Origin of the sequence: Aeromonas sp. R4-2 (assembly GCF_040908295.1) — a bacterium.
GTDB classification, from domain to species: Bacteria; Pseudomonadota; Gammaproteobacteria; order Enterobacterales; family Aeromonadaceae; genus Aeromonas; species Aeromonas veronii.
In genome coordinates, this window is sequence record NZ_JBFODL010000007.1 from 321,296 (window position 1) to 339,729 (window position 18,434).

General features: G+C 57.5%; 16 protein-coding genes. 14 read left to right on the forward strand and 2 right to left on the reverse strand.

What is annotated here, in order from left to right; translation table 11 throughout:
- Together AB5Y99_RS04325 and ruvC are read left to right on the forward strand one after the other, a co-directional pair.
- A complete protein-coding gene (locus AB5Y99_RS04325; RefSeq protein ID WP_159164047.1) occupies positions 1–1,050 on the forward strand; it encodes an efflux RND transporter periplasmic adaptor subunit in 1,050 nt (349 codons plus the stop codon).
- Positions 1,051–1,165: 115 nt separating this feature from the next.
- Positions 1,166–1,687 carry a crossover junction endodeoxyribonuclease RuvC gene (ruvC, locus tag AB5Y99_RS04330; protein WP_005334512.1) on the forward strand — a complete coding sequence of 174 codons (522 nt, stop codon included), beginning with the start codon at positions 1,166–1,168 and terminating at the stop codon, positions 1,685–1,687.
- 143 nt (positions 1,688–1,830) lie between these two features.
- Here the strand turns inward: ruvC and AB5Y99_RS04335 are convergent, their stop codons facing one another.
- Together AB5Y99_RS04335 and malX are read right to left on the reverse strand one after the other, a co-directional pair.
- The gene (locus tag AB5Y99_RS04335; protein WP_368208802.1) at positions 1,831–3,021 is read right to left on the reverse strand and encodes a MalY/PatB family protein; all 1,191 of its coding nucleotides are present in this window, start codon (positions 3,019–3,021) and stop codon (positions 1,831–1,833) included.
- A gap of 87 nt (positions 3,022–3,108) precedes the next feature.
- Positions 3,109–4,680: a maltose/glucose-specific PTS transporter subunit IIBC gene (gene malX, locus AB5Y99_RS04340; protein ID WP_368208804.1), complete on the reverse strand. Its 1,572-nt coding sequence runs from the start codon at positions 4,678–4,680 to the stop codon at positions 3,109–3,111.
- Between the two features lie 281 nt (positions 4,681–4,961).
- Between malX and AB5Y99_RS04345 the strand changes: the two genes are divergently transcribed.
- The 12 genes from AB5Y99_RS04345 to mnmA all read left to right on the forward strand — a co-directional run bounded on the left by AB5Y99_RS04345 (position 4,962) and on the right by mnmA (position 18,426).
- Positions 4,962–5,999, forward strand: coding sequence for a Mal regulon transcriptional regulator MalI (locus tag AB5Y99_RS04345; RefSeq protein WP_005344074.1), 1,038 nt, complete (start codon positions 4,962–4,964; stop codon positions 5,997–5,999).
- Between the two features lie 205 nt (positions 6,000–6,204).
- The gene (locus AB5Y99_RS04350) at positions 6,205–6,468 is read left to right on the forward strand and encodes a hypothetical protein (protein WP_368208806.1); all 264 of its coding nucleotides are present in this window, start codon (positions 6,205–6,207) and stop codon (positions 6,466–6,468) included.
- A 379-nt stretch (positions 6,469–6,847) separates the two neighbouring features.
- Positions 6,848–7,687, forward strand: coding sequence for a hypothetical protein (locus AB5Y99_RS04355; protein ID WP_368208808.1), 840 nt, complete (start codon positions 6,848–6,850; stop codon positions 7,685–7,687).
- Positions 7,688–7,764: 77 nt separating this feature from the next.
- A complete protein-coding gene (locus AB5Y99_RS04360) occupies positions 7,765–8,766 on the forward strand; it encodes a hypothetical protein (RefSeq protein WP_368208810.1) in 1,002 nt (333 codons plus the stop codon).
- A 307-nt stretch (positions 8,767–9,073) separates the two neighbouring features.
- Positions 9,074–9,880 (forward strand): phosphotransferase, encoded by an 807-nt coding sequence (locus AB5Y99_RS04365; protein WP_368208812.1) that lies wholly within the window; start codon positions 9,074–9,076, stop codon positions 9,878–9,880.
- A 536-nt stretch (positions 9,881–10,416) separates the two neighbouring features.
- A complete protein-coding gene (locus AB5Y99_RS04370) occupies positions 10,417–12,324 on the forward strand; it encodes a fructose-specific PTS transporter subunit EIIC (RefSeq protein WP_368208813.1) in 1,908 nt (635 codons plus the stop codon).
- A gap of 632 nt (positions 12,325–12,956) precedes the next feature.
- Positions 12,957–14,363: a hexose-6-phosphate:phosphate antiporter gene (uhpT, locus tag AB5Y99_RS04375; protein ID WP_005353611.1), complete on the forward strand. Its 1,407-nt coding sequence runs from the start codon at positions 12,957–12,959 to the stop codon at positions 14,361–14,363.
- Positions 14,364–14,582: 219 nt separating this feature from the next.
- Entirely contained in the window at positions 14,583–14,888 is a 306-nt protein-coding gene (locus AB5Y99_RS04380; RefSeq protein ID WP_005334611.1) for a PTS fructose transporter subunit IIB, read from the forward strand.
- The gene (locus AB5Y99_RS04385) at positions 14,888–15,655 is read left to right on the forward strand and encodes a PTS sugar transporter subunit IIA (protein ID WP_216949018.1); all 768 of its coding nucleotides are present in this window, start codon (positions 14,888–14,890) and stop codon (positions 15,653–15,655) included. The genes AB5Y99_RS04380 and AB5Y99_RS04385 overlap by 1 nt, the downstream gene beginning before the upstream one ends.
- 104 nt (positions 15,656–15,759) lie before the next feature.
- Complete coding sequence (gene rluE, locus AB5Y99_RS04390) at positions 15,760–16,671, forward strand: 23S rRNA pseudouridine(2457) synthase RluE (protein ID WP_368208816.1); 912 nt, start codon at positions 15,760–15,762, stop codon at positions 16,669–16,671.
- Positions 16,671–17,162: an NUDIX hydrolase gene (locus AB5Y99_RS04395; RefSeq protein WP_335873546.1), complete on the forward strand. Its 492-nt coding sequence runs from the start codon at positions 16,671–16,673 to the stop codon at positions 17,160–17,162. The genes rluE and AB5Y99_RS04395 overlap by 1 nt, the downstream gene beginning before the upstream one ends.
- 157 nt (positions 17,163–17,319) lie before the next feature.
- Entirely contained in the window at positions 17,320–18,426 is a 1,107-nt protein-coding gene (mnmA, locus tag AB5Y99_RS04400) for a tRNA 2-thiouridine(34) synthase MnmA (RefSeq protein ID WP_127006697.1), read from the forward strand.
- Positions 18,427–18,434: the final 8 nt, after the last annotated feature.

Sequence of the window (18,434 nt, forward strand, 5' to 3'; positions counted from 1 at the left end):
ATGACACATATGATTAACCGAATGTTGGCTGGCGCTGTGTTGATTGCAGGCAGCGCGCTACCGGTATTGGCCGATCAGGGCAAGATGGTGACCCTGGCGGATGTGACCCAAGGGGATGCGGCCGCCAATATCTGGGTCAGCGGCACGGTGGCGAGTCGCCAGCAAGCTGCGCTCAGCGCCGAAGTGAGCGGCCGGGTGGAGTGGATCGCCGAATTTGGCAGCCGGGTCAAAAAAGGGGATGAGCTGCTGCGCCTCGACAGCGCAGCACTGCGCCTCTCGCTGGAGCAGGCTCGCGCCGAGCAGGCGAAATGGCAGAGCAACCTGCGCTTCGCTCGCGCCGAATCCCAGCGGATCACCCGGCTACACCAGCAAAAGAGCGCCTCCCAAAGCCAGTACGACAAGGCCAGTTACGATGTGGAGCAGGCCGCGCTGGCCGAGCGACTGGCCGCCATACAGGTGAACCAGATTGAAGAACAGCTGCGCCGCAGCCACATCTATGCCCCGTTCGACGGGGTGGTGAACAACCACTTCATCCAGCCCGGCGAGCATGTGGACGCGGGCGAGCAGGCGCTGGAGCTGGTCAACCCGGATCAGCCGGATATCCGCCTGCAGGCCCCCATTCTCTGGGCCCAGCAGCTGGCGCCGCAAACCCGGCTGCGGGTGGAGGGGGAGCAGCTGAGCGGTCACGGCGTCTATTACCAGCGAGCCGCCAGCGCCGATCCCAAGTCGCGCCTCATCGAGCTGCGCCTCAAACCGGAAGCGGGCACCTTCATCATCGGCTCGCCGGTGCGGGTTGCCCTGCCACTGGGGGAGCAACAGAGCATGCTGCTGCCCCGGGATGCCCTGGTGCTCGGCACCGATGGCAGTGTGGTCTATCAGGTGGCGAGAAGCGGCAAGGCGCTCAAAGTGAATCGGGTGCCGGTCACCGTGCTGTTTGGCGACAGCCAGCAGGTTGCGGTGAGCGGCGCCCTCAAGCAGGGGGATCGGGTGGTGGTGCGCGGCGCCGGCAGCCTGCAGGATGGCGACACCATAGCGCTGTTCAAGGGCTAACCACGCCCGACGCAAGCTGGCCAATCTTTGCCCGCTTGACCCGGGACATACAGCCAAACGGGCCACAGTTTGCTATCTTGGCGGCCATCACTCGCGTTTAGAGCAATCAACACCCATGAGCATTATTTTGGGCATCGATCCGGGTTCGCGGATCACCGGATACGGGGTTATCCGGGTCGTGGGCGGCAAGGCCGAATACTTGGGCTCTGGCTGCATCCGCACCGATTGCGGCGAGCTGCCGGAGCGCCTCAAGCAGGTCTATGACGGGGTATGCGAGATCATCACCCAGTTCAAACCCACCGAGTTTGCCATCGAGCGGGTCTTTATGGCCCGCAACGCCGACTCGGCCCTGAAACTGGGGCAGGCCCGGGGCAGCGCCATCGTCGCCGCGGTCAACGCCTATTTGCCGGTGAGCGAATACTCTGCCACCCAGATCAAGCAGGCAGTGGTGGGCACCGGCGGCGCCGCCAAGGAGCAGGTGCAGCATATGGTGACCCATCTGCTGAAACTCTCCGCCACCCCGCAGGCGGATGCAGCAGATGCCCTCGGCGTCGCGCTCTGCCACCTGCACACCCGCCAGAGCCTGATCAAGATGGCCGGCCGCGCCAGCAGCTCGGTACGCGGCCGCTATCGCTGAGCCCTTGCCCACCCACACGGCCCATCTCGGTATCGTTAAATAAAAAACCGCCCCGGATCTCCGGGGCGGTTTTTTATATTGCCCCACATAACGGGGCCATCACTGATGGCCCCGTTATGTTTCTCATGTTGAATGGATTTGCTCTACACCACCTCCCCCAGCGCGCCGATCAGGGCGTCGAGTCCTTGATCGACCTTTGAGCGCGGGCAGCCGACGTTGAGGCGGATATAGCCTTTGCCTTCCGGGCCGTAGGTGTCGCCGCGCATAATGGCGACCCGGTATTTTTCCACCAGCAAGGTTTGCAGGGCATCCATCCGCTCGGTGGAGTCGATGCCAAGCCCGCGCAGATCAATCCAGGCGAGATAGGTCCCTTCGGGCACCCGATAATCGATGGCGGGGAACGCCGCGTTGAGCCGCGCCGCCACATAGGCGAGGTTGCCGTGCAGATAGCTTTTCAGGGCATCGAGCCAGGCAGCGCCGTCCCGATAGGCACTGATATGGGCCAGCACCCCGAGAATGGGCGGCGATGAGAGGCCATGGGCCGCCTTGAGCCGCAGCAGATAGGCGGCGCGCACCGCGGCGTTGGCGATAAAGGCGTAGGCGCCGCCAAGGGCGGGAATATTGAAGGATTTGGAGCCCGAGCTCACCAGCGCCCAGTGATCGTCCGGTGCCACCTCGCTCCACGGCAGATAGCGGGCAAAGCTCACATCCATATGGATGTCGTCCGAGATGACCTTGACCCCATGACGCTGGCAGATGGCGGCCATTCGGCCGAGTTCATCCCGCGTCCAGACCCGGCCAGTGGGGTTGTGGGGGCTGCAGAGCAGCAAAATCCGGCAATCGGGACGAGCGGCTTGCTGCTCGAAACATTGCCAGTCGATCTGGTAACTCCCCTGCTCTTTTTTTAGCGGGCAGGGCAGCAGCACCCTGTCGTTGGCTGCCAGCATATTGCCGAAGGCATCGTAGGCGGGGGTATGCACCAGCACCCCCTCCCCCGGCGCCGACCAGAGGCTCACCAGCTGGGCAATCACATAGATGACCGAGGGGCCGTAGACCAGCGTCTCGGGGTCGAGGCTCGCCCCGTAGCGGTGGGCAAACCAGTTGCTCACCGCCCCCTTGAAGTCGTCGTGATTCCAGCGGCTGTAGCCAAATACCCCGTGCTCAAGACGGGTTGCCAGGTTCTGGCGAATGCAGGGGGCGGTCTCGAAATCCATATCGGAGATGGTAAAGGGGAGCAGATCGGCATGGCCAAAACGGTCGGCTACATAGTCCCACTGGGTGCAGTAGGTGCCGTGGCGGTCGACCACATGGTCGAAATCATAAATATCGTGCATGAAGTTTCTCCCTCCATAAACAGGAGACATATTGGGAGAGGCAAACAAGGGGGGCTTGCGCCCCCCGTTCGGATCTTATTGGCCGGTTCAGGCCCCCATCAGACTCTGCAGCTGGTTTTTCACCAGATGCACCTGCGGGCCGATCACCACCTGCAGGTTGTGCTCGTCGAGCTTGATCACCCCGATGGCGCCGTTTGCCTTTAATACCTTGTCATCGACCCGGCTCATGTCCTGCACCGACATCCGCAGGCGGGTGATGCAGTTATCGAGCGCGAGAATGTTATCGGCCCCGCCCAAGGCGTTAAGGATGATTTCACCGTTGTAACCGCTGTTGCCGGCCTTCTTGCCTGCGGGCTGAGCAGTCTCGCTGGTTTCAATCTCACGGCCCGGGGTCTTCAGGTTAAAGCGCACGATGGCGAAGCGGAACACGCTGTAGTAGATGGCAAACCAGATAGCGGCCGCGACCGGCACCAGATACCACTTGGTGGCGGTGCCTTGCAGCACGCCGAACACCAGAAAATCGATGAGGTTGCCGTCAGTGTTGCCGATGGTGACGCCGAGCAGCCCCATGGTCATAAAGCCCAGACCCGTCAGGATGGCGTGAATAACGTAGAGCACCGGCGCCACGAACAGGAACAGGAACTCCAGCGGCTCGGTGATGCCGCCGATGACGCAGGCCACCACGCCGGAGACCAGCAGCGCCTTGATCTTGCCGCGATTTTCCGGGCGAGCACAGTGATACATGGCGAGCGCCGCACCCGGCAGGCCGCCGAGGAAGGCAGGCATCTTGCCCTGCGAGAGGAAGGAGGTGGCAGAGACCGAGAAGCCGGAAGTGTCGGCGCAGGAGAGCTCGACGTAGAAGATATTGAGGGCGCCGCTCACCTCGTGACCGCATACCAGCTGGGTGCCGCCCGCTTCAGTAAAGCGGATCAGCGCCACCAGAATGTGGTGCAGGCCGAGCGGCAGCAGCAGACGCTCACCGGTACCGAACAGGAAGGGGCCGAAGGGACCGGCGTGGGAGATGAGCGACCCGATGCCGTTGATGCCGGCAGCAAACCAGGGCCAGACGAACGGCACGACCAAGCCGACCACACCCAGCACCAGCGCGGTGATGATGGGCACGAAGCGGGCACCGCCGAAGAAGGCGAGCGCATCGGGCATCTTGTAGGTGTAGAAACGGGCGTGCAGTTTGGCGACGATCACCCCGACGATGATGGCCCCCAGAATACCGGTGTCGATGGAGCTGATGCCGAGGATCGATTTCACTCCGTAGGCCTTCTCCGCCGCCCCGTCACCGATGACGTTGGCCACGGTCAGGTAGAAATTGATGGAGAGGTTGAGCGCCGCATAGCCAACAAAACCGGCAAAGGCCGCCACCCCCTTCTCTTCCCGCGCCAACCCCAGCGGAATGGCCACTGCGAACATCACCGGCAGGTAGATAAAGGCCACCAGCCCCACCTTGGTCATCCAGAGGAACAGCAGTTGCAGCACGGTATTGTCGAGGAAGGGCATGCTCTGCTTGACCGCATCGCTGGTGAGCGAGCTGCCGACACCGAGCAGGATGCCCGAGAAGGCCAGCAGGGCGACCGGCAACATAAAGGTCTTGCCGAGGCTCTGCAGGAACTCCCATATGGTGGATTTGGCTTGAGGCTTGGCCATGAAACGGCTCCTTGTGAATAGACAGCAATGTCTGCGGCTTTCCCCGTGGCTGCTCGTGGCAATTTCGACGCAGAGGCGCGGGTCAGCATCAGGTTTTGCCGGATGATAAAACGTTTTATCAATTTACAAGTGCCGACAGGATCACAGAATAAGGGGGCTGGCTGGCAGCAGGATCCAAATTTGTGAGCCGGATCGGCCAGATGGTGATGTAACGTTTCACTTGGCAACCCAAGCAGGTATGCTGGGGCCTCTCTCTCAACTGTCCGTCGTCCATTCGCCCTATGTCGCCCAAATCCCTCTCTGCCAAAGCCACCAAGATCACCGATGTCGCCCAGCGGGCGGGAGTGTCGGTCACCACCGTCTCCATGGTGCTCAACGGCAAGGGGCGCATCTCGCCGGCCACCGCCGAGCGGGTGCAGCAAGCGATAAAAGAGCTCGACTACGTGCCCAACAGCGCCGCCGCCAACCTGCGCAGCCAGCAATCCAATCTGGTGGGGCTGATCCTGCGCGACATCACCGACCCCTTCTATACCGAGGTGACCGCCGGAGTGAGCGAGGTGCTGGAGCAGCAGGGCTATCTGCTGTTTCTGACCCAGTGCGGTCACAGCCCGGAGCGGCTGCAGCAGAGCATCCACTCCCTGTCGCGGCAGGGGGTGGCGGGCATCATCTTCAATCCGGTACGCGGCGCGGCAGCCAAAACCCTGGAGACCCTGCTCGATTCCGAGCTGCCGGTGGTGTGCGCCGCCCGCTCCTACTATCGCGATGACGTGGACTTTATCGGCCCCGACAACACCCACGCCGCCAAGCAGGCCACCACCTACCTTATCGAGCAGGGCCACCGCCATATCGCCTACGTCGGCGGGCGGGCCGACTCCCTCACCCGCGCCGAGCGCATCGGCGGCTACTGCGCCAGCCTGCTGCAATATGGCCTGCCCTTCAAACCGGAGTGGGTACTGGAGTGCGAGCGCACCCAGCGCAGCGCCGCCGACACCATCGCCCAGCTGCTGCACCAGCACCCCAAGGTGACCGCCGTGCTCTGCCACTACCCCGAGGTGGCGCTCGGCGCCATCTATGGCGTCGAGGCGAGCGGCCGCACCGTGGGCAAGGACAACTACATCGGCCAGCAGGTGGCCCTGCTCGGTTTTGACGATGTGGCGGAGGCCGAACTCACCTCCCCCGCCCTCACCTTTGTCAGCTCACCGGCCCGCGAAATCGGCCGTCAGGCGGCAAGACGACTGCTGACCCGGATGCAGCAACCCGAGCTCGCCCCCAACCGCCATATCATCACCCCCAATCTACAAAAGCGGGAGTCGGCCTAAGCTGGCTGAGCAAGCCCTAGCTCGCCCCATCCGCCATATCATCACCGCTCATCAGCAAACCGCAGAAGCGGGCATCGGCCTGAGCTGGCTGAGCAAGCCCGCAGCAGCGCAAAACGTGAGGCAGCTCACTGCGCCGGCAAGGAAAGATTGAGAGCCAAGTGGAGAGGAATATGATGGGCGCCTGCCTCACTTCACGAGCCCATTTATGAGCCACCCGCACGACCAGAATCCGCCAACTGAAATCCACCGCTGTGACAAATGCGGCGAGCGTACCCGCCATCTCGTGGTGCTGGTCGCCCGCGATCACAGCCAGGACATCATGCCCAAGGATCCGCGCAAAGCCTTCTGGCAAGCCTTTAGCTCCAGCAGCCTGACCAATGCGGTATTCGGCCAGACCCTCGCCTATCAGGCCACCCATGTAAAACATCTGATCTGCGAACGCTGCGGGGAGAAGTTTCTGGAGTATTGAGTGGCGGTAGCACCCGGCAAGAGATGAAGCTCTGTCTGCGGCTGCTGTGCCAAGCGGTCAGATAGCAGTCGCTTAATAAGTAATTTGTTGATCTTTGGCAGGTTTTTGCCCGACTGCGGTTTTACCCTGCTCCTCTCTCGACTAATATGCTCCACTTGGCAACCACTCTTGCAGAGATAACCCTGTGCAGCCGTTTCGCCATCCACCACATCGCCGGAAAACAGCAGCAGGCTGGAGGCTGTAATCCACGGGCGGTAGCGTGGTGTGGGATAGTTAGTGCAAAACAATACCCAACATATAAACATTGTTTGGCCTGCCAGAGCGAGATGAGTGCTGATATGGCAGGGCCGCATATGCAATAAACCATTAGGTAAATTTTATGAGTTTTAAACAACTCCTAACCATTTTATTTAAAAAAAGCCAAACTCTTTGTAAAAACCTCAACCGCAGCCAAAAATTTTTCTTTTTCGGAACAATCCTTATTTTTCCGACGCTAGTATTTTATATTTTATCGATGAGTAAAGCATCAATTGCATTTATATGTTTTTCATTTTTACTACTATTATTTGGCATCATTTCCGACTTGTTACTTTTATATGGAAAAGTTTGGGATACTTTTATTGGAAAAGGCATCATTCTCATAAGTTATGCCATGTGCACTACCATTTCATATGCTTTTGCATCTCAGTTAGTAAATGATGTTATTGCTTTTGATTCATCAAAGCTAACTAATTCAATTACATTTACATCTATATTATTAATACCTGTTTTTATTTTAGGATTTAGCTTTTTATTATTTATTGGGATCTTTATATTTGGTCAATTCTATCTGATTATTGCATCTACATTAGAAAACCTAAAAGATGATGAATGCTTTAATCTTATGACAATTGTCCCAAAAGAGTGTTATCCAAAAGCGACATTCATATCAAGATTAATCATTTATCCATTAGTTATTGGTAGTTTCCTATCTTTTGGTAGTGATATGATGCCTGCATATGGTAAGAGGGTAGAGTCATGGACTAAATGGTTCATTTATAACCTAGAAGCAGTAAAACATTCCCGATGTGAAATTAAAAACAATGATTCGAAGGTTATTGTCATCAATGAAAATGAAATTGTCATTGCAACAAAAAATAATGATTCATACATGTTTACTCCAGCAATATGTATTCCAAGGATAAAGTCTAACACTATTGATAAGCAACAAAACAAATAGTCAAGACCACTATCAAAACCCATATTGAAATTATATAATCGAGAGCATTTAAATTGCCAAATTTATTGACAAAGACAATGTCAAGAAAAACCAACAAAATAGATAAAGAAGTTATCAAACTAGCAAATACCATTAAAAATGCTAAAAAACATAAATACCGATACATAGACCCTGATGCAGTAAAGAAAATAATGGGGAAATGGTCACCAATTTCCATCATAAGCTTTTCATATCTATTAGAGTGTTTCTTAACCGCCATGAATGACACCGGAATAAGTATCATGGATGCTAATGGTGCATATCAATCAGATATATATAATGTTCCCACAGCTTTAAAAGGCATCGCTGATAAGTTGCTTAATTCAAATCGATGTTATCAGCAAGGAAAATGGAACTTATTTAATGATTTGGATTTTGATGTTGTACATCAATGCATCCCAGGTAGGGCGGTAACAACTCAAGTAAAGCCTTACTTTGCTTTTGATGAATACAAAAGAACAAAGGATGAATCTAGGATAGTTATACATGCAATCGTAGATGAATTTGAAGGCACACCTTGGGCAATATCATTTCCTTTACAATACATAATGAAAGATTTTCCGAAAGTTGAAAATCAGCACTCTGGCTATTGCCATAAAATTGCTTTTTTAGATAACAATGGAATAGTTGAAAATGAATATGTATATATTGGAGTAACTAGCCGAGATTGGCTCAAGCGGATGAATGAACACTTTCGTGAGATAAAATCAGGGAGTAACAAGCTATTCCATAAGACTTGGCGGGAGTTTACTGGAAACAAAAATATATTATTAAGCAGCGAGTTAATTGTAAATGATCACTCTTATGAGCAAATAATGGCATGGGAGGAAACAATGGTAGATCGACTTATGAAGGATAATCGTTCGCTAAATATGATTCCTGGTGGATTTAAAGGCATGCAATACCTTTATAAACACAGTTTACTAAAACAAGACAAGGTTTCACTATCAGAAAGAGATGCTGCAATCGAGGAATTGCCAGAAGCTTCACCCCAAAGCCGGTATAGCAAACTTATTTATAAGCAACTTATGGAAAGATAAAGAATACGCTGCAAAGGTTATTTGTAGTTCAGATGAAAGGCTCTCTGTAGAACAAGTTATAAAAATTCGTGAATTAAGCGCACTGAATTACACGGATGTGGAAATTCTGAAAATTGTTGACGCCAGAAATTTACTTCAAGTCCAGAGAGTTATGAAAGGTATAACTTATAGTCGAATAACTTAAATAACATCTATTTGAGATGGTATTTTGGCCGTAGGTTCGAATAGCGAAGCGTATTCGGACATTCACGTCATCATCTCTACTTTCCAGCCTCCAGATATCTGTTCCAAAAAAGAGAGCTCATAGATGAAACGAATTCTGATTATTGGCAACTCGGGATCGGGCAAGAGCTGGTTAGCGGCTCGATTGGCTGAACAGTTAACTATCCGCGAGGTCAATCTCGATACCATCGTCTGGCAACCGGGCGGGTTTAACAAAATACGGCCCCGGCATGAGATTGACCATGCCATTCAAACACTTGCTCAAGAGCCATCATGGGTGGTCGAAGGGGAGACCCTGTTCCTTGAGCAGATCCCTCATCCGGTCACGCTCACGCAGCTGCACCACAACGAACAGACCTTTGCTCAGCTGGCCTGCCTGCATAACGCCAACTATCAGCCCGACTTTGCGGTGAAAACTCACGGCTGGTCGCTCGCCGACACCAACGAGGCGCTCTCTGTACTCTGCCTGCCGGAAGCGGTAAACGAGAAGATCCGCCATATCCAGCAAGTTGGTCACGAACTATTCGAGGAGTCATGCCTGATTTCGGGAGATAGCAATGAGGGCAACTGGGGCACCCGCGACAATGGTGAGCTGGTGTTGTTTGACTGGGAGCGATTTGGTTATGGCAGTCCGGCCATCGATCTGGCCCCGCTGGTGCCGCGGATGGGTTCGCTGGCTGAATATGAAACCATCATTGAACGCTATCTGCGCCACAGTTCGCTGCTCTCTGGCGACCGGTTGCTTCGCCATCTCGTCATGGCCAAGTGCTGGCTGATTATTGAAGTCACCAATCTGTTGACCAGAAGGGAGAAGCCGCAGGCACAGCAATATCTGGAGTGGTATCGGCAACAAGTTCCCCACTGGCTGGGGTCGGTGGCGCATATTGTGTAATCCGTAGGTTCGAATAGCGGAGCGTATTCGAACGTTCGCGTTATCACCTCTCTCTTTTCGTCCATCCCCTCTCTTGCCACCACACTTTCTTCCCAAACAACACCCCTCTGCGCTCGCCCAGCCAATTCGATTGGCCTCCGCCATCAGGCGCATAAAAATCCTAATCCTCCCGGCGAAATGGCGATTTTTTGTGATAAGGGTCACATCTGATGGCGCCGTTTAACCACATATAAATCCAGACCATGCTGATGATTAATTTATTGATATGGCGCATCACAAACCTGACGGCGAGCCTGGCATCAATACATTTATCTGTTTTTAAAGAAAAAATGGATGGGCGGCTGAAAATGGCGAGTCCTGCCTGAAAACGGGATCTTCATCACATCGCGTTTTACTGCGCACAAAAATCTAGTGATTAGCACATTTGTCCGATAGGGAGGGTGCGGGCGAGCCGCGATAATGATCAGGTCATTTTTATCCAGTACGTAGATACGTACTCACGCATAGCTTCCGTCACCGGAAGCGGGGAGAGCGCTATGATCACCACCTTGATCAATGAACATCTGATCAACCTCGATTTGAAAGCGACGCGTAAGGAAGAGGTCTTCACCGAGATGGCCCGCCTGCTGGCGTCGCAAGGCAAGGTCAGCGACGAGCAGGCCTTTATCAAAGATCTGTGGGCCCGCGAAGAGCTGGGCAACACCGGCTTTGAAGAGGGCGTGGCCCTGCCCCACGCCAAGAGTGCAGCGGTATGCAACCCGGCGGTCGCCATCGGCATCAGCCGCAACGGCATCGAGTACGGCGCCGAAGATGGCAAGCCGTCCCATATTTTCTTTATGATCGCCTCCCCCGATGGCGGCGCCAACCACCATATCGAGGTGCTGGCCGAGCTCTCCGGCAAGCTGATCGAAGAGGGCTTTATCGCCAAGCTGCTGGCGGCCAAAACTCCGGCCGATGCGCTGGCGCTGCTGCTGGCCAAGAAAGAGGAGCAGAGCGCGGCCCTGACCACCAGCAAAGGCTTTATCATCGGTGTCACCGGCTGCCCGGCCGGTATTGCCCATACCTATCTGGCGGCCGAGTCGCTGGAGCGCGCCGCCAAGGAGCTGGGTTATGAGGTGAAGGTGGAGACCAACGGCTCCATCGGCGTCAAGAACAGCCCGACCGCGGACGAGATCGCTCGCGCCAGCGCCATCGTGGTCGCCTGTGACAAGCAGGTGGATATGGCCCGCTTCAACGGCAAGCCCCTCATCAAGACCGGCGTCAAGGCCCCCATCAAGGATGGCAAGGGTCTGATCGAGCAGGCCCTGAAAGCCCCCGCCTATGTGGCTGGCAAAGAAGATACAAAAGGTGAAGAGAAGAGCGCGGGTGGCAGTTCCGATCTCTATCGCTACCTGATGAACGGCGTATCGCACATGATCCCGTTCGTGGTGACCGGCGGTCTGTTGATTGCGCTGGCACTGGCCATCGGCGGCAACCCGACCCCGAGCGGCATGCAGATCCCGGAAGGGAGCATGTGGAACCAGATCCTCAACGTGGGCGTGGCCGCCTTCACCCTGATGATCCCCATTCTGGCGGGCTATATCGCCTACGCCATCGGTGATCGTCCGGCGCTGGCACCGGGCTTTATCGGCGGCTGGATCGCCAACAACGGCAGCTTCTACGGCGCGGATGCCGGTACCGGCTTTATCGGTGCCATCATTGCGGGCCTCCTGGTCGGTTATCTGGTGCGCTGGATTGCCACTCGCCAGTACCACAAGATGGTGCAACCGCTGGTGCCGATCCTGATCGCTCCCATCGTCGGCTCCCTGTTTATCGCTGCGGTATTCATCTTCATCATCGGCGCCCCGATTGCCGACATGATGACCGGCCTCAACGCCATGCTGCTCTCCATGAGCGGTGGCAGTCTGGTGCTGCTGGGTATCGTGCTCGGTGGTATGGCTGGTTTTGATATGGGTGGCCCGGTCAACAAGGTGGCGTTCCTCTTCTCCGTCGGCATGATCGCCTCCGGCCAGACCCAGTTTATGGGCGCCATGGCTTGCGCCATCCCGGCTGCGCCCCTTGGCATGTCGCTGGCGACCGTGCTCGGTCGCAAGCTCGGTATCTTCGATGCTTCTGAAATCGAAGCGGGCAAAGCTGCCGGCGCCATGGGTCTGGTGGGTATCTCCGAAGGGGCGATTCCGTTCGCCGCCCGTGACCCGCTGGCCGTTATCCCGGCCAACATTCTGGGCAGCATGACCGCCGCTGTGATGGCCTTCCTGTTTGGCATCACCAACAGCGTTGCCCACGGTGGCCCCATCGTGGCCCTGCTGGGTGCCGTCAACAAGCCGCTGCTGGCCCTGCTCTGCATGATCTGCGGTGCCATCGTCACCGGCGTGGTGGCGGTTGCCCTGAAAAAACTGCGGGTCAAAAAGAGTGATGAGGTAACTCTGGCCAAGGCGGCCTGAGTGCCCCCTCGCCATCGCGGCTCGTAAAACATGACAAGAGGCCACCCCACGGGGTGGCCTCTTGTTTTTGGGATGGCTGACGGGCCTTTCCCCAATATCGCCACCTGAGAATTGGTGGTCAATCAGCCCTCTCCCTTCACTTTTCCCTTAACTTCTCCCCTTACCTTTCCCTGGCTACCTTCTGGCCAATCCATCCCACCTCCCCATCCCAGCCAAGCCAAGCCAAGCCCAGCCCAGCCCAGCCCAGCCCAGCCCAGCCCAGCACTCGCACAAAGCGCCAAACTGGCTGAAATGGCAGCAATCCGGCATCAGCGGTGTGATGTTTCTCACGCTTTGTCCGCGAAAGCGCAAAAACTAGGAAAATTTCCTAGCCCCACTAGGGATGGCTCTCAAGCCATTTTTTGCCCCTCTTATTAGAGTCACCTCACCTGATGTCGTGACCCGCACCGCGACGGGCAATGTGCCCCGTCATCCCGTGCCGGGCCCGGGTTTATATGGATGGAGCGTCGAGCGCAGCAACGGCTGACAGCCCCGACGTTCCGTTCCCCCTTCCGTGGCGTGACCTCGAACAACCTATCTACAAATGAGGGGCGCGGCGGAAATACCGTCTATCTCGCAGAGGATGAACGAAGATGTTGAAATTGCTCCAACAGGTCCGGGTCCCCACCCTGGACCTGCCGGTCGAAGCCCGGCGCAAGCTCTGGTTCAAGCCGTTTATGCAATCTTATCTGGTTGTATTTATTGGCTATTTGACCATGTATCTGATCCGCAAGAACTTCAACATTGCGCAGAATGACATGATCCAGGAGTACGGTCTCTCCATGACCGAGCTTGGCATGATCGGCCTTGGCTTCTCCATCACCTACGGGGTGGGCAAGACCATCGTCTCCTACTATGCCGACGGCAAGAACACCAAGCAGTTCCTGCCGCTGATGCTGATCCTCTCCGCGCTGTGCATGCTGGGCTTCAGTGCCAGCATGGGCGGCACCGGTTTCAGCCTCTACTTCATGATCTTCTTCTATGCCCTGAGCGGTTTCTTCCAGAGCTGTGGTGGCTCGTGCAGCTACTCCACCATCACCAAGTGGACCCCTCGCAACAAGCGCGGCACCTATCTGGGCATGTGGAACCTCTCCCACAACGTGGGCGGTGCCGGTGCGGCCGGTGTGGCGCTGTTCGGTGCCAACTACCTGTTCGATGGCAACGTGCTCGGCATGTTTATCTTCCCCTCCATCATCGCGCTGATCGTCGGTTTTATCGGCCTGCGCTTTGGTAGCGATTCGCCGGAAGCCTATGGCCTGGGCAAGGTGGAAGAGCTGTTTGACGAAGTGGCGAGCGAAGAGGATATCGCTACCGAGGAGCAGCAGCTGACCAAGTGGCAGATCTTCGTGAAGTACGTGCTGCTCAACAAAGTGATCTGGCTGCTCTGCTTTGCCAACATCTTCCTCTACGTAGTGCGTATCGGTATCGACCAGTGGTCTACCGTCTATGCCCACCAGGAGCTGGGCTTCTCCAAAGACGTTGCCATTCAGGGCTTTACCTTCTTCGAAGTGGGCGCACTGGTCGGTACCCTGATGTGGGGTTACCTCTCCGATCTGGCCAATGGCCGTCGTGGTCTGGTTGCCTGTGTGGCACTGGCGCTGATCATCGCGACTCTGGGTCTCTACCAGCATGCGACTACCCAGTTCATGTTCCTGGGCTCCCTGTTCACCCTGGGCTTCCTGGTGTTTGGTCCGCAGTTGCTGATCGGCGTCGCCGCCGTGGGCTTCGTCCCCAAGCAGGGCATCAGCGTAGCCGATGGCGTCAAGGGCACCTTCGCTTACCTGATTGGTGACAGCTTCGCCAAGCTGGGTCTGGGCATGATCGCCGATGGCACCCCCATCTTCGGTCTGACCGGCTGGACCGGCACCTTCGCGGCGCTGGATATCGCAGCCGCCGCCTGTCTGGTGCTGATGGGTTGTGTCGCGGTCGCCGAAGAGCGCAAGATCCGCCGCATCAAGCGCGAACTGAAAGCCGCCGAGCTGGCTGCCCAGACCGCCTGATAGCCATAACAACAGACGCAGATTGTTCAGGGCCACCCACAGGGGTGGCCCTTGTTGTTTGGAGCAATCAGACACCCGACTGGCCCGGCATGAGCCTGCACTACCGTTCAAGGGACGGGCATATCCCCATCAAGATCCCACTTTTCATATGGACTTTTGGTAAAAGCCCCCCGCTGGCGCTATCTTGTTGCTCCCCCTTGTCAGCATCACAGAGAGCAGATGAAGATCGTCGCCGTCACCGCTTGCCCGACCGGTATTGCCCATACCTATATGGCTGCCGATGCCCTGCAAAAAGCCGCCACTGGGCTGGGACTCAAGATCAAGGTCGAAACTCAGGGCGCCATGGGCATGGAGAACATGCTGACCGCCCGCGATATTGCCAGCGCCGACCTGGTGCTGATTGCCTCCGATATCGAGATTGAGCAGAAAGAGCGCTTCCTCGGCTGCACCATCCATCAAGTGAGACTGGAAACCGTGCTGCTGGATGCCAACGCCGTACTCAAGGCCCTGCCGATCCCGGCCTGATGCTGACCCGCGAAATCACCTTCTACTGCCAGCAGGGGTTGAGCATCACCCAGGCCAAGCAGTTGAACCGGCTGGCGGGGATGTTCAAATCCACCATCCGCTGCGCCAACCTCACCCGGCGCCAGACCGTTGCCGCCAGCAACCAGCTCTCCCTGTTGACCCTCGCCACCCAGCCCGGCGATCTCTGCCAGTTGCAAATTGAAGGGTGCGATGCCGAGCTGGCCCACATGGCCTTCACCTGCTGGTGCGGCGAACTGGGTCAACCGCTGGTGCGCCCGCGCACCGCCGCGCTGGCGGAGTTGCGACTGGCCAACGCCCTGCCCGACTACCATTTTGCCCTGCGCCAGCTGGCCCACAGCCCCGAACCGCTGACCAAAGCCGAAGCGCTCGAGCATCTGATCGATCTGTTGCCCGACGAGCTGGTCACCGACCGCGCCACACTGACCGCCGCGGTGGAGCGGCGCGAGCAGGTCTCGGCCACCATCATCCGCCCCGGCCTTGCCATGCCCCATGTATTGAGCGAAGGGATCAGCCAGCCAACGCTGGCCCTGCTTAGCTGCAAGGAGCCCATCGAGTGGGGCTCTCAAATCGGGCCGGTGCAGACCATCATTCTGCTGGCGGTACCGGTTGGTAGCGGACGGGAGACCCTGCGCCCCCTCACCCGACTGGCGCAGGCGATGATCGATGATGTGGTCAGCCACGCCCTGCTGTTGGCGGGCTCGGCCCCCGCCCGTCAGGCTATCGTGATCGAGAGCCTGCTGAGCTAGGCGAATTGGCTCTGGGCGCTGCTTGCTGTAACGCCAGCCATTCATCCTGCCCTCAGCACCCTGTGGTACACTCGCTGCCATCGTCTGTCTGAAGTGTGTATCCGATGAAATCTCCCCGCTCCCGTCTCTCTGTCAGCCGCGCGCCGCGCGATAACGCCCCGCGCACGGCGGCCAAACCAGCCGCACCCCGCCATGCATCCCCCCGCAAACCGGAGCTGGCCCCAGAGGATCGCAAGTTGCTCCTGCTGAACAAGCCCTACATGGTGCTCTGCCAGTTCACCGACGAGGCGGGCCGCGAGACCCTCAAGGATTACATCAAAGAGCCCGGCATCTATGCCGCAGGGCGGCTCGATCGCGACAGCGAGGGGCTGCTGCTGCTCACCAACGATGGCAAGATGCAGGCGCGCCTCACCCAGCCGGGGGAGAAGACCCCCAAGACCTACTGGGTGCAGGTTGAAGGGATCCCGAGCGAAGAGAAACTGGCCGCCCTGCGCGCCGGCGTGGAGCTCAATGACGGCATGACCCTGCCCGCCGGAGCGCGCATCATGGATGAACCTGCAGTGTGGCCGCGCAATCCGCCGATCCGCGAGCGCAAGGAGATCCCCACCAGCTGGCTGGAGATCAAGATCATCGAGGGGCGCAACCGCCAGGTACGGCGGATGACTGCCCACATCGGCCACCCCACCCTGCGCCTTATTCGCTACGCCATCGGCGACTGGACCCTGGATGGTCTGGCACCCGGCGAGAGCCGCAGCCTGCCCGCCCCCGAGCAGGCGCCGAGCTCCAGCAGCCGCCTGCGGCCCTCCTCATCCCGTTCAGGCGGGAACGCCAAACCGGCAGGGGATGCGCCACGGCGGCCCAGCCAGCCGAGACGGGACGAGCGCCCCCGCACCACTCACCCAACCGAGCGTTCAACTTCAAACCCGACCAGCGGCAAACCCCGCAGCAGTGGTCGAGGAACGGCACGCCGACCGGCCCGAGCGGGCAATCCCGATAGCAACGACAAGGAGTCATGATGAGCAATCAGGCAGAGCAATCGGCCACCAGCCACGCCCGCATGGAGGCGCGCCTGACGGTCGCCGCCCTGGTGCAGTGGCAGGGGCGCTTTCTGGTGGTGGAAGAGGAGATAAAAGGCCAGCGCCGTTTCAACCAGCCCGCCGGCCATGTGGAGCCGGGGGAAAACCTGCTTGAAGCGGCTTGCCGCGAGCTCAAAGAGGAGACGGGTCTGACCGCCGCGCCGACCGCCTGGCTTGGTACCTATCTGTTCAAACCGGCCGACAGCGAAGCCACCTATGTGCGCACCGCCATCATCTTCGACCTTGAAAAAGCGCCGGGTCAACACCATCCAGAGGATCCTGACGGCGATGTGCTCGCTTGCCACTGGCTCACTCTGGAAGAAATAGCGGAATGCAAACCGGCCCTGCGCAGCCCCTTGGTGTGGCAGTGCATTCAGGACTATCTGGCGGGGACACGACTGCCACTGTCGGCCCTCAAGGCCTTTATTTGAGGCTATTTGACACTCTTTTACGGCCACGCTGGCCAATAACAGAAAAACGATTTCCTGCTATCAGGCTCCTGATGGGAACTGCGGCATGGATATGTGACCGGGGGCGCAAAACTCTGGTAGAATACGCCCCGTTTAAACGAACTGGTAACTTCGACTAATGACAGACAACAGCCAAATCAAGGTGATCGTCGGCATGTCCGGCGGCGTGGATTCTTCCGTCTCGGCCTACCTGCTCCAGCAGCAGGGCTATCAGGTCGAAGGCTTGTTCATGAAGAACTGGGAAGAAGACGACACGGACGAGTACTGCTCTGCCGCCCAGGATTTGGCTGATGCCAAGGCCGTCTGCGACAAGCTGGGGATGAAACTCCACACTATCAACTTCGCGGCCGAGTACTGGGACAACGTGTTCGAGCACTTCCTCGAAGAGTACAAGGCTGGCCGCACGCCGAACCCCGATATCCTGTGCAACAAGGAGATCAAGTTCAAGGCGTTCCTCGAATTTGCCGCCGAAGAGCTGGGTGCCACCTACATCGCCACCGGCCACTATGTGCGCCGTGACGACAGCACCGGCCGCCCGCGCCTGCTGCGCGGTCTCGATACCAACAAGGATCAGAGCTACTTCCTCTATACCCTGAGCGAGAAGCAAGTGGGTCAGAGCCTGTTCCCGGTTGGCGATCTGGAGAAGCCCGAGGTGCGCCGCATCGCCGAGCAGCTCGATCTCATCACCGCCAAGAAGAAAGACTCCACCGGCATCTGCTTTATCGGTGAGCGCAAGTTCAAGGACTTCCTGGCCAAGTTCCTGCCCGCCCAGCCAGGTAAAATCGAGACCGTGGATGGCAAGGTGATCGGCGAGCATCAGGGTCTGATGTATCACACCCTGGGTCAGCGCAAGGGGCTCGGTATCGGTGGTCGCAAAGATGCCACCGAAGAGGCCTGGTACGTGGTCGACAAAGAGGTCGAGCGCAACGTGCTGGTGGTGGCGCAGGGCGAACATCCCCGCCTCTACTCCGATGGTTTGATTGCCAGCCAATTGCACTGGGTGGATCGCACTCCGATCCGCGAGCCGCGTCGCTGCACCGTCAAGACCCGCTACCGTCAGCAGGATATCCCCTGCCTGATCCAGCCCATCGACGATCTGACCATCCGGGTCATCTTCGACGAGAAGCAGGCTGCGGTGACCCCGGGCCAATCCGCCGTCTTCTACGACGGGGAAGTGTGTCTGGGCGGCGGCATCATCGAACAACGTTTCAGCCATCCGGTTTGAATCCTTAA